The sequence below is a fragment of the Methylocaldum sp. RMAD-M genome (genome assembly GCF_017832375.1).
Lineage (GTDB): Bacteria > Pseudomonadota > Gammaproteobacteria > Methylococcales > Methylococcaceae > Methylocaldum.
In genome coordinates this window covers 70,991-83,031 of record NZ_JAFIBZ010000008.1, presented here as the reverse complement: position 1 = coordinate 83,031, position 12,041 = coordinate 70,991, and the positions used below count along the sequence as shown (strand labels likewise).

Sequence of the window (12,041 nt, the reverse complement as noted above, 5' to 3'; positions counted from 1 at the left end):
GGATCGAGCCGTTCGTCTCGGCTCAGCTCAGGACAAACTTATCCCGGCCTACGCGGGCTCAGTCCGCGACTCCCAGTATGACCGACCCGGCCTTGAACACGGCATGGGCCGCATCGCCCTCGCGCAGCCCCATCGAGTCCACGCTCTCGTTGGTGATGGTGGCGGCGATCGAATCGCCGCCCGCCAGTTCGATCACCACTTCGGAATTCACCGCGCCCTTTTGAATGCGCTTGACCGTCCCTTTCAACTGATTGCGCGCCGATAGGCGGTATCCGCCGAAATCCTTGACGATCATGACCAGCGGGGCCTTGATCAGCGCCATCGCGTCGTCGCCGTTCCTGACGCCCAGCGATTCCGCCGATTCCTTGGTGATGGCCGACACGATCGTTTCTCCGCCCTTGAGTCCTATGCATACTTCCACGGTGACCGCGCCGGTACGGATGTCGGTCACTTTGCCGAAGAGCTGGTTGCGCGCGCTTGCTTTCACGTTCAATCTCCTGAATAAGAAAATGAGGTTCGGGTTGTCCGCCAGTTGCCGGTTTTTCGCATCCAGGAAGCGGCGGTGTTCTTCCTGTAATCCGGTAAAAAGCGCCAATAACTCCCGGCCGACGGCGGTGAGCTTGGTGCCCCCTCCGTGGCGGCCGCCCACGGCGGTGGAAACCAGAAGCTCCGGCGACAGGTTGTTGGCCCGCTCCACCATTTCCCAGGCGCCTTTGTAACTTAGGCCCACATCTTTTGCTGCCCGGTTGATGGAACCCGTTTTTCCGATGGCGGCGAGCAATCGAAAGAGACGTTCGTTGAGGCCGCCGATCAGTCGGAGTTCGCCCTCGACCAAGGCGGGCGGATCGATCTTGTGATTCGGATTCGTCATCGATTGTTGGCTCTTCATGAACGGGATGGGGAGAGGCGGCCGGGATTCCGATCCACTTTCATCACGAGCGGATTGAAGGCTTTGGAAACCAGCATGACCGTGTCGCCGACTTGGATGTCCTGCATTTCCTGTGCCGTGGCGATCACTTGCACCACCCGGTTGCCGATCAGGATCGAGAGCGTGAACACGACGTCGTTGGGCTCGACCGCGAGCACTTCGCCGGTGAACTGAAATTTTCCGCTGATCCGGCGATTGCTGAAAACCTCGGCGGGGCGTCCGCGGGCGACCGTTCGGCCGCCCTCGATGACGATGACCCGATCGGACAGCCTGTAAACTTCGCCGAGGTCGTGGCTGACCATCAGGGTGGTCATCCTGAAATGCCGCTGTATCCGCAGAATTTCGTTTTGAAGGCGTTGGCGGGTTTCACCGTCCAGGGCGGAAAGCGGCTCGTCCAGCAGCAAGAGCCGGGGTCTCCGGGCCAAGGCGCGGGCCAGCGCCACCCGCTGTTGTTGTCCCCCGGACAGGGTGGTCGGGAGGCGCCGCTCCAGTTCCCGTATGTCCATCAGCTCCAGGAGTTCGTCCAGATAGCGTTCGTCCTTGGGATCCCCCAGCGCGATGCGGAGATTCTCGCGTACGCTCAGATTCGGAAAAAGGGCATAGTCCTGGAATACGAAACCGACTCGGCGCTTCTGGGGCGGGATGTCGATGCCCTTGGTCCGGTCGAACCAGATCTCGCCGCCTACGGCGATTCTGCCGTGATCGGGCTCGGTCAGCCCGGCGATGCAGCGAAGGCAAGTGGTTTTTCCGACGCCCGACCGTCCGAACAAGGTGAGAAACTGTCCGGTCTCGGCTTCGAGCTCGATGTCCAGGGTCACGTTCCCTTCCGCGGTGTGCAGGTTTTTTCGCAGCGATAGTTCCAGCATCAATGGGGTCCCAATGCGCGTTTGTTGATGAAAAATACCGCAAGCAGTATGGAGAAGCTCAGGGCGAACAAGACGAACGCATAAAAATTGGCCGCATCGTAGTTGAGCGATTCCACCTCATCGTAAATGGCTATGGAAGCCACTCGGGTCACGCCCGGAATGCTGCCGCCCATCATCAGCACCACGCCGAATTCGCCGATGGTATGGGCGAAACTGATCACGGCTCCGGCAAGCAGGGAGGGCTTGATGTTGGGCAGCAGAATCCGCGTCAGGGTTTTCCAGCGCGACAAGCCGAGCGTGTAGGCCGCCTCCGTGAGGCTGCGCGGCAGGTTCTGAAAACCCGACTGCACCGGGTGGACCATGAACGGCAGGCTGAACAATACGGACGCGACGACTAGTCCTTCGAAACTGAACACGAGCCGCAGCCCGAAGGTCTCGTCCAGAAAACGGCCGAAGGCGTTTTTGGGGCTGAAAGCCAGGAGCAGATAAAAGCCGAGCACCGAGGGCGGCAAGACCAAGGGCATGGCGACCAGGGCTTCCACCGCCGCCTTCAGGCGAAAGCGGCCGAAAGCCAGCCAGTAAGCCAGGGGCACGCCGATGAGGAACAATATCGCCGTCGTGACCGTGGCGAGCTTCAGAGTGAGGATCAGGGGTTGCCAATCATAGGCCATCGGCGCGTTCCCCCAGCATGACCTCGTTGGCCTTGACCAAGGCCTCGACGCGATCGCCCACGGCCAATTCCAGCCGCTCGGCGGCCCGGCGAGTGATAACGGACACCAGGCGGTGGCCTCCGCAATCGAGCGTCACCTCGGCCAATAGCTTGCCCTTGCGGATGTCGGCGATTTCGCCCTGTAGCCGGTTGCGCAGGCTCAGGCGACCGCTCAAGTCTTTGCCGAGCGAAACTTCCGTTTCCTTGAACAGGACCGATACGGCGTTGCCCGCTTCGAGATAGGGAGCGGATTCCGCCGTTTCCACCAGCATCGCGGTCAGCGTGTTTTCTCCCACGGCGACATCGACCAGCGAAATATCCCCTTCGCTGGCGACGGCAACGATGATTCCCGGCAATCGGTTCACGGCAGCCGATACCCTTGCCGGGCGAAGATGTCCCGTGCAGTCCGAGAAAACAGGAAGTCGAAAAAGCGTTTCGCCGCCGCGGGCCGATGTTCCTCCCCGTGCTTCAGAATGACGGCGGCCTGGGCGATGGGTCGATAGGCTTCCTCGGGAATTTCCATCCAGTGTCCCCGGTCCTTCAGCGCCGCCGTTAACACCGTGGACTTCGCGGTCAAGCCGATCTCGGCCGCCTGTGACAGCACGAACTGGTTGACATGGGGAACGGTCTCGCCGTAAACGATTTTCTCTTGGAGAGCGGGCAGCAACCGATAGTGGCGCAGAGCCTCCATGGCCGCCCGGCCATAAGGCGCGCCCTTCGGATTGGCGAGAGCGATTTTGCGGATGCCAGGCGCCTTGAGCACCGCGGTCAAGCCCTTGTCGAAGGCGATGTCGCCGAGGGTCCACGCCACCAGCGCCCCGTAGACGTAGACCCTGGGCGGCGTGACGGCCAAACCGGATTTGTACAGATGCTCGGGATAACTGACATCCGCCGAAACGAAGACATCGAAGGGCGCGCCCTGTTCGACCTGGGCGGCGATCTTGCCCGAGGACGTGAACACCGGCTCGATCTCGATGCCGGATTCCTGCTCGAAAGCCTGTTTCAGTTCCGGAAAGTTGGCCTGAATGCCCGCCGCGGCGGCCACCGTCAGAGTGTCCCGCGCCGCGAGCGGCGGCGCTGTGGCCAAAAGGCAAATGGAAAGTACGAAGAACGGGTGTTTCATCATAGGACCTTTGAATATCGTCAAACAAAAACACGTTCACCGATAGCCGATTCGGTAGCGCCGTGTCCGCCGAACATCGCGACGGTAAGCGAGAACATGGCGATTATCCAGCGCGCCACATCTTGATCACCGACAACGCCAGACTGACGAACTTGTTGACGATGACCGCTTCCAGGGCCGGGAATTGAAATGTCCCGATGAGCAGCGGCAAGCGGAATTCCGCGCCTCCCAGTCCGATCAGGCCGCCCAGGGTAACGATTAGCGCCCCGCCGCCGAAGGCGGATACCCCGCGCCGCGTCGTCACGGGCAATGGGAAATTTGGATCGGCGTGCCGGTTCAAGGCGCGGGCGCCGTTTCGCCCGGCAGAACAAAGCCGTAGCGACGGAAGATCGCCCGCGCCGGTTCGGCGGCGACGAATTCGGCGAACGTCTCGGCCAATGGATTGTTCTCGGCCCGCTTGACGACGACGTAGGCCTGATCCAGAGGGGAATGCAGATTCTCCGGAACCAGCGAATACCCGCCTTTCTCCTTCAGCGCGGGACTCACGGCCAGCGACAGGGCGATGATGCCGACATCGGCGGCGCCGGTCTCGGCGAACTGGGCGGTCTGCGCCACGTTTTCGCCGAACACCAATTTCTTTTCCACTTTCGACCACAGACCGGCTTTCTTCAGTGCCTCCTCCGCACGCATGCCGTAGGGGGCATGCTTGGGATTGGCGATGGCGATCCTGGTGATTTGGGGACTGTCCAAGTTCTTTAGTGTCATCTTGCTGGCGTCGGTCCGTGCACTCCACAGCACGATGCGGCCGCGGGCGTACATCCTGACCTCGGAAGCCGTCAGCCCCTGCTCTTTAAGCTTTTCCGGAAACTTGATGTCGGCCGAAAAGAAGATGTCGAAAGGCGCTTCGTGCACGATTTGTTCGTAAAACTTGCCGGACGAACCGGTGACGAGATCCACCGTCGCTTCCGGGTGGCGGTCTTTGAAGGATGTCACGATTTCGTCCATTGCATACTTGAGATCCGCCGCGGCGGCGATGGTGAGCTTGCCTGTCTCGGCGCCCTGAGCGGTGTGGCCTATGGTTATCAGATGGAGCAAAAAGATCAATAAAAAGCAATGCATGGCTGAGTTCTCCACAGTTTGAACAGAGCGGGTTTTTCGAGAAATCCGGGTTTTCGGCTCTTGTATCAGAACTGATACTGAAACCGGGTCAGGAACACTTTTTCCGTCGGACGATCCCGGCCTCGGGCCGCGCCGCCGTCGAAATAGGTCTGGGCGTAATCGGCCATCAACTTGATATTGGGGTTGAGATACCAGTTGAGGCCGAGCGCCCACTCGGTGGCTTTGCTGGCCGAGGTGGACGGGTTGGCGAAAGCGCCGTTGTACTTGAAAGTGTCGTCGTCCACGTCCAACTCGCCCCATCGCGCGGCGATCTGGAAAGCGCCCCAGGTGCCGGCGAAGGGATCGAAGTTTCGGGCCGGCTTGATCCCGAAGAACGAGTTCCTTTCGCCGGTCAGCACATACGAGGTCTGCACTTGCCAGGCGGTGTTGTCCTGGCGCGCGGTTCGGGTTCTCGTACCGTCGGCGAGGCGCTGGGATGAAATCACGTACTCGGTCAGCAGCCCGAACGACCCCCAGTACCAATAAGCCCCGGGCGTGATGCGGTAGGCGTCTCCGAAAGCGGTGACGTTCGGGTTGTAATTCAGGAAAGCCTGCTGTCCGGCCGAGGTCAGCCGGTTCAAGCTGTGTCCTCTCGGTTGCCCCCAACTGCCAGCAAGATTGATACCCAGACCTTCCAAAGCCGGGATGCCGCTGTGCATGAAAGGATGCGAAATGAGACGGCCGGCGAACTCCTTGTTGTCGTCCCGCTCGCTGTCTACGTTACCCCCGTCGCGGGCGCCGTTGAAGACGCCGAGTTCATAGCCGAAGAACTCCTTGAACACAGGCGATATCGTGTACTGCGTTTTATAGCCGGGATAGGCGATCTGGCCGTGCAGCATTACGCCGATATCGCGTGCCGGCGTGAGGTTCTGGGTCAGTGCTCGCTCGACGAACGCGATATTGGGCGCGCCTTGCTGACGTTCCAGGCCGTTGATGGGCGGTCTGAATTTGCCCGCCATCAGGCTGGCGTACGGAAAATAGTGCAAATCGGCGAAGGCGTCGAACAGGCGCAGATTGCCTTGGCCGAAATCCGGCGAGAAACGGAAATCCGCCCATTTGAAGAAGGTGCCGTCGATGGTCAGACGGGCGCGGCGGATGGAAAACTTGTCCGGAATCGCATCGCCCGTCGAATCGTCCATGAAAAAATTGCCGTCGGCCTGGGCATAGGCGCGGAGGCTCAGGCGATAGTTCTCGTCGGCGGATTTGACGACCAGGCCCTTGTTGCCGATCTCGACCTTGGGCGCATTCTTTGCCGCTTCCGCCGTCACCTTGCGATCCTGCTCGATTTTTTTCTCGAGCGTGGCGACTTTGTCGTTCAGCGCTTTTACCTCGCCGTCAGATGTGGCAACGGGGAGATTTTTCGGATTCGTTTCCTGCGTTTTTGCGGCGATTTGTTTACGAAGCTGCGTGTTTTCATTCTCCGATTGTTCCAGGCGGGTTTCCATTTCCACGAGGCGCCGTTCCATCGCCTGCATGCGTTCTTCCATGGTCGCCGCAGACACGCCGTGAGGCGAGCTAAAGAGTAAGCCGTGACAAGCGACGGCGAGCGCTGTTTTTTTTCTTATAGTCATGAGAAGTTTCCCCAATTTGTTTGGCCGTTAAGCTGCGACGCCTCATTGCAAGCCGTCTCCGATCGCGATGGCTGGTTCTTTGATTGGTGTTTCCCCCCTTCCGGTCCACGTCATTGCGTAGCCGAAAAACCCTTTGAACGTTAATTCGTTATTTATTTAAAGTTATAACGATGATCGAGCAAAAACAGGGCCAATAATGGGGCGAACATCTCGACGAGAGGGAATTGGTCGGCAACGGCTGGCGTCCCGCAACTGCCGGAGGCCTAGTGCCTATGCTGTTGAATATTCGGCGGAAACGCGTTTTCGCTTGGGCTTAATCGTTCGGTTTGTGCTTCGTTATATACGTTAATAAATATCGATACAAGTAGTTCGGCCGGCGAGCGTCGGATAGCTATGGTGGCGAAAGGAATGTCAGGTTTCGAACAGGAAGAATGTCGGTTTTCCAACAAAAGCGATCGGCGGATCACGGCAGTCGGGCGAGAACTCGGCTAAGCTTCCATGGCGCCGGAACGGGCACCGTTGCCTGCCGGTGTCCTGAGTATTACCCCTAATTGGAGATGTCTGTGAACAAGATCGGCAAGTTCGGTGTGGTGGGGATTCTGGTGATTGCGGGCGGCGCGTCCGCCGCCTCGGCGGAAGAAGTGCCCAAAGTATTTCGCGATGCGCCGGCCCAGAAAGGCCAATGGCGCATGGAGATTCTCAAGTTCGACGGCGGCGAAGGCGGCGGAGAGGCTGTGAGCGCCATGCCCAAAAGCATGTCGATGTGCATGGACAGCATCTTGGACATGGCCAAGAAGAGCGAACAGCAGCAGGGCCCGAGTACATGCCGCGGCAAGATCATCGAAAACAAGGACGATCGCGCCGTTTACGAGGCCACGTGCGAAAGCGGCGTCTACCGCAGCACCATAACCCGTGAGGGGCCGCGTTTGTTCTTGATCGAAGCCGCCGGGAAGAGCCCAGAAGGCTCTTTCGCCATGACATCACGCTACACCTACGAAGGGCCCTGCAAGGGAAACGGCGGGCAGCCGGCCATCAGCTTCGACAAGAACAGCGAAGCCTGCAAGGCGATGAAAGCGCAGATGTTCCAGATGGACCCGAAGATTGCGTGCGCCGGCGCGACGGGAGCGGCCCGCCAAACCTGCGAGCAGCAGATGGCGCAATCGCTCGCTCAAATGAAGAGTATGTGTGAATAATGGCGGCGTATTCGATCCGCGAATTTTCCGGATCGTGGGCCCGCGGCTCGGAAATTCTTTCCCGGCGCCGCCGTCCGGCCAACGGATTCGTCGGCAAAGGATTGCCGACCTACGACTGAGCACCCTGTAGGTCGGGAATCCTTTCCCGACGTTACGGTCCTACCGAGCGTCTTCGTCGGCAAGGGATTGCCGACCTACGACCGTGCACCCTGTAGGCCGCGAATCCCTTCCCGACATTCGCTAGATTTTTTGTCGAATGACCGAAGCCGTAGAACGACTCGGGAAACGAGCAACATGCTACGCAGGATAGGGCGATAGCCGCCAGTTCACGGGCTGTTGTACAGCACTTCGCCCAGCGCCCCGATATCGTAGCCGCCTAGGCTTTGGGCCTTTTCCGCGAATTCCGGGGCGCGGGTGAATTTCAGCAGGGTTTGGAACGGCGGCTCGAAATAATCGCGCCGGCGGATGACGAGGTCGAAGCGTTCCCGCGCCAGAGGCAGGAATTCCAGTTTCATTTGCCGGGCCACGGACTGCACCGCGATGCCGGCGTCCGCCTGGCCGCTGCAGACCGCAAGCCCGATGTCGACGTGGCCGCGGGCCGGCTGGGGCAGGAGATTCAAACTCTCGATCGAAAGCCCCGACTGCTTGAGCAAGTGCCGGAAGAGCAGACGGCTGCCGGCGCCTTCCTGTCTTTCGATGATCCGCGCGCGGGTCCGGGCCAAATCGGAGAGGGCACGGATGCCGAGCGGATTGCCGGCCGGGAGCACCAGTCCCTGCTCCCGCCAGGCCCAGTGCAGAACCACGATTTCCGCGCCTTTCAGATGTTCCTTGACCGCCGGCAAGTTGTATTCGTCGCTTGCCGGGTCGAGCAGGTGAATGCCGCACAGCACCCCTTCGTCGGCGGCGAACCGCTCCAAACCCTCGGTGCTGCCGTTCATCTGCATGGCCAAGGGGTAGCCGGTCTCTCCCAGTGCCCATTCCAGCAGCGGATCGTGACTGCCGACCACCACCTGCGGCAGCGGGCGGACTTCCGCGCCCGGCTGTACCTGGAACTCGCTGTTCTGCTTGAGCCAGATGTCGATCTGCTCCTTCGGGAACAGCCACTTGCCCGTGACCCGCGTGCAGGGAATGCGTTTCTGGGCAAGCAGATCGTAAATCTTGCGTTCTTTGAGACGCAGATAACGCGCGACTTCCGGAACCGTCATCATGTTCTGCGTATCCGATTCGTCCTTTACCATGATTGGGTCTCAATCGTTTCTTGGAGTAAGAAATTCAGGACTGTACCTGCATAAACCAAAGGGATTGTAACCCAAGGGCTATGGCTATAAACGAAAGCCCATATCGACTAGCGCCTGCCTCACCCGATCATCCCCGAGAAACTCCCGAAAACGGCGAACACCGGGTTTTTCCAAATGGCTTTTCGGCACCAGAAAATCGTAATGTTCGTCCTGAACGGGTATGAACCCGAGACCGTATTGGGCGGCGACCGTTTCGATGGCGACGCCCCAGTCGGCGCGGCTTTGCGCCACGGCGGCGGCCACCGCGTTGTGCGACTTGGGTTGCACGGGGTAGCCGGGCGGCTGCCCGCCTTCGAGCAAGCGGTCGATCAGGATGCGGGTTCCGCTGCCGGCATTGCGGTTGATCATGAGGCAGCTCGCATCCTCGCGCGCAGCGGCCAGCGCCGCTTCGAGCGGTTTTCCGGCAAACCGCGGGTCGTCCTTGCGGAACACGATGCCCTGCATGCGGCGGTAGCCAGGGACGAGTTCGAGTTCCGCCGTCAGCAGGTGGCGGTTGTATTCGCCGGTCGCGGGGTTCATGAGATGCACCCCGGCGATGTCGCATTCGCCCCGCTTGGCCGCCGCCGCGCCGCCCATGCTGCCGACGTAGAAGGCTTTGACGCTTAAGGCCCGCTGCTGCAATAGCGTCAACAGATAATCCAGCCCCGCGCACTGGCTGCCCACGAACACCAGTTCGGCGGGTTCCAGCGCCTGGCCGAGCAGTTGCACCGAGACTGCGCTGCCCGCCGGAACCTGTTCGGTGCGCTGGTCGATGGCGATGAACCCGTCCGCGAAGCTGAAAGCGGTCACCGCGCCGGAGCCTTTTCCCATTGGGTAGGCCGCGAGTCCGTCGTCGGTCGGCATCAGGCTGACCAAAAGGTATTCGGTGCGTCCCCGCTCCGATGTAACCCGCATGGGCAGCGTGGCTTCGACCGACCGTGTTCTCGCGGCGGGCAGTCCCGCCAGGCGCCTCAATACCGGAGCGACGAACTCGTGGAAGTTGAAGATCGCCGAGGTGGGAAAGCCGGGCAGCACCACCACAGGCTTGCCGTCGGTCACGGCCAGGCAAATCGGCTTGCCGGGTTTGAGCGCCACCCCGTGCGCCACGATGCCGGGGTTCTTCAAGGCGCTGACGGCGCGGTAGGACAGGTCGCCCGCGCCTTTCGAAGTGCCGCCCGAGAGCAGCACCATGTCGCATTCCAAGCCCCGCCTCAACGCGCTATCGAGTGCCGACTCGTCATCCGGCACCACGCCGAGGCTCACCGGTTCGCCGCCGAGTTCGCGCACGGCCGCCGCGAGTATCGTGCCGTTGGAGTCGTAGACCTTGCCGGGGCGCAGCGGCTCGCCGGGCGGAACGATTTCGTTGCCGGTGGAGATGATTGCGACGCGCGGGCGGAGATAAACGTCCACCTGGTCCAGACCGATGGCGGCCAACACCCCGAGCTCCCGCGACGTGAGCCATTGCCCGGCGCGCATCACGGTTTCGCCTTTGGCGACGTCGGTGCCGGCGAAAGCGACGAACTGGCCGGGCAGGGCGGGTTTGCGGATTTCGATGCGGAGCGGCTGGCGATCTTCCAGCAATTCGGTGTGCTCGATCATCACCACCGCATCGGCGCCCCTCGGCAGCATGCCGCCTGTCGCGATGGGGGTGGCGGTCCCGGCCGTGACGGCCATCGACGGTTCGACGCCGGGCGCGAGCACCTCCGGGTTCAGGGACAACGCCGCCGGAACTTCGTCGCTCGCGCCGTAAGTATCCCCGGACCGGACCGCGAAGCCGTCCACGCTGGCGCGATCGAAGGCCGGCACGTCCACGGGCGCGCTCACGGTGCGCGCCAGCACCCGGCCCAAGGCATCGGCGAGCGGAACGGTTTCACGGCCGGACGGCTCCAGCCGGAGATGGGCATGAAACCGCGCCGCCGCTTCTGTGCGGTCGATGACGTCCAGAAATTGCTCCTGGCGGGCCGCGCGCCGCAGGTCGTCGTTATCGGACATGGTTTGGTTCCGAATCGAGGGAGTCATAAAGGAATACGGTCACTTCGGCGCCGGCCGGATAACCTTCGCAGTCCTCGGGCACCAGCAGAAATCCGTCGGCAGCGGCAAGGGCCGAGAGGCGGGTATTGCCGCCCACGGCGACGGGTTCGGCGCCGTTCGGCGTCAGCCGTACCCGGCAATAGTCGGTGCTGCCGAGTTCCGAGCTGATTTTCTTGGTCAAGACGACCCGCCGTGCCGGATAAGGCCAGGCCGTGCTTCGGCCGCCCAGGCGCCGTATGGCGCGGCCCGCGAAAAGATCATAGGCGCAGAAGCTGGCCACCGGTTCTCCCGGCAGAAGAAGCACCAAGGTGTTTCCGATCCGGCCGATGCCGGTCGAGCGCCCCGGCTCCAGGGCGATGCCGTGCCAGGCCAGCTCTCCGGCCGTTTCCAGCGCTTCGGCGGCACGGTCGTTCCAGCCTTCGCCGCTGCTTCCCGCGATCAGCACCGCGTCGATTTCATCCGTGCGCAACGCCTCCCCGATCGCATCGTCGGTTACATGCATCCAAGCTGCGACTTCGCCCCCGTCCCGCGCCGTCAGCGCTTTCAACATCGACGAGCCGGCCTCGAAATGCTGATGAGCACTGCGAGGCTGTTCCGGAACCGCCAAATCGTCGCCGGTGGTCACGAGCCTTATCCTGGGTCGTCGAACGACGATTATCCGATCCGATCCGCAGGCGGCCAACAAGGCCAGATCCTGGGCGCGCAAAAGCCTGCCTTCGGGCAGCAGCGGGCTGCCGCAGGCGATGTCCTTGCCTCGGCGGACGATGTGTTCGCCCGGCGCAACCGCCGCCGCGATATTCACGAAACCGCCGGCCTCCTCGGCGAGCGGGAACGGAACGATCGTATCCGCGCCGTCCGGCAGTGGCGCGCCTGCCGCGACTCTCGCTGCCGTTCTGGGTTGTAGGGCGACTGCTGTATCGTCCAATTTCAGCATCACCGGGCTGTAGGCGCCCGCACCGATGGTTTCGAATCCGCGTACGGCATAACCGTCTATGGCGGCGCGGTCGAATGGGGGCACATCGATGGGCGACTGCACCGATTCGGCGAGGACGCGCCCGCAGGCTTCGGACACCGCGACCGATTCCGGCGGCAACGCGGAAACCTGCCGGTCCAGCCAGCGCAGCACCTCGTCGACGGATTCGTAGCGGGTGAACGTTTTCACGGGTGACGATCCGATGAGGAATC

At 61.6% G+C, this 12,041-nt stretch carries 12 protein-coding genes; 1 reads left to right on the top strand and 11 read right to left on the bottom strand.

From position 1 onward, the window contains the following. Positions 1 to 58 precede the first annotated feature (58 nt). From JOD69_RS10335 to JOD69_RS10300, 8 genes are all read right to left on the bottom strand, one after another. Entirely contained in the window at positions 59 to 871 is an 813-nt protein-coding gene (locus tag JOD69_RS10335) for a TOBE domain-containing protein (protein WP_168175332.1), read from the bottom strand. Positions 872 to 885: 14 nt separating this feature from the next. Further along, a complete protein-coding gene (locus JOD69_RS10330; RefSeq protein ID WP_077728560.1) occupies positions 886 to 1,794 on the bottom strand; it encodes an ATP-binding cassette domain-containing protein in 909 nt (302 codons plus the stop codon). Beyond that, positions 1,794 to 2,465 (bottom strand): molybdate ABC transporter permease subunit, encoded by a 672-nt coding sequence (gene modB / locus JOD69_RS10325; protein ID WP_077728561.1) that lies wholly within the window; start codon positions 2,463 to 2,465, stop codon positions 1,794 to 1,796. Before modB ends, JOD69_RS10330 begins: the two co-directional genes overlap by 1 nt. Next, a complete protein-coding gene (locus tag JOD69_RS10320) occupies positions 2,455 to 2,868 on the bottom strand; it encodes a TOBE domain-containing protein (RefSeq protein WP_205780655.1) in 414 nt (137 codons plus the stop codon). Before JOD69_RS10320 ends, modB begins: the two co-directional genes overlap by 11 nt. Further along, a complete protein-coding gene (gene modA, locus JOD69_RS10315; RefSeq protein WP_205780656.1) occupies positions 2,865 to 3,629 on the bottom strand; it encodes a molybdate ABC transporter substrate-binding protein in 765 nt (254 codons plus the stop codon). The genes JOD69_RS10320 and modA (JOD69_RS10315) overlap by 4 nt, the downstream gene beginning before the upstream one ends. A 100-nt stretch (positions 3,630 to 3,729) precedes the next feature. Next, complete coding sequence (locus JOD69_RS10310) at positions 3,730 to 3,930, bottom strand: hypothetical protein (protein WP_245245548.1); 201 nt, start codon at positions 3,928 to 3,930, stop codon at positions 3,730 to 3,732. A 32-nt stretch (positions 3,931 to 3,962) separates the two neighbouring features. Beyond that, entirely contained in the window at positions 3,963 to 4,745 is a 783-nt protein-coding gene (gene modA, locus JOD69_RS10305; protein WP_077728562.1) for a molybdate ABC transporter substrate-binding protein, read from the bottom strand. Positions 4,746 to 4,810: 65 nt separating this feature from the next. Continuing rightward, the gene (locus JOD69_RS10300) at positions 4,811 to 6,355 is read right to left on the bottom strand and encodes a porin (protein ID WP_086134907.1); all 1,545 of its coding nucleotides are present in this window, start codon (positions 6,353 to 6,355) and stop codon (positions 4,811 to 4,813) included. A gap of 563 nt (positions 6,356 to 6,918) precedes the next feature. On the opposite strand from JOD69_RS10300, the gene JOD69_RS10295 reads away from it, so the two are divergent. Then, complete coding sequence (locus JOD69_RS10295; protein ID WP_086134906.1) at positions 6,919 to 7,548, top strand: hypothetical protein; 630 nt, start codon at positions 6,919 to 6,921, stop codon at positions 7,546 to 7,548. 326 nt (positions 7,549 to 7,874) lie between these two features. On the opposite strand, the gene JOD69_RS10290 is transcribed toward JOD69_RS10295, so the two are convergent. The 3 genes from JOD69_RS10290 to glp all read right to left on the bottom strand — a co-directional run bounded on the left by JOD69_RS10290 (position 7,875) and on the right by glp (position 12,018). Further along, on the bottom strand, positions 7,875 to 8,786 hold the full coding sequence (locus tag JOD69_RS10290; protein ID WP_240502391.1) for a helix-turn-helix transcriptional regulator: 912 nt from the start codon (positions 8,784 to 8,786) through the stop codon (positions 7,875 to 7,877). An 84-nt stretch (positions 8,787 to 8,870) separates the two neighbouring features. After that, positions 8,871 to 10,817, bottom strand: a complete 1,947-nt coding sequence (locus JOD69_RS10285) for a molybdopterin biosynthesis protein (protein WP_077728565.1) — start codon at positions 10,815 to 10,817, stop codon at positions 8,871 to 8,873. After that, positions 10,807 to 12,018 carry a gephyrin-like molybdotransferase Glp gene (gene glp, locus JOD69_RS10280; RefSeq protein ID WP_086134905.1) on the bottom strand — a complete coding sequence of 404 codons (1,212 nt, stop codon included), beginning with the start codon at positions 12,016 to 12,018 and terminating at the stop codon, positions 10,807 to 10,809. The genes JOD69_RS10285 and glp overlap by 11 nt, the downstream gene beginning before the upstream one ends. Positions 12,019 to 12,041 lie beyond the last annotated feature (23 nt).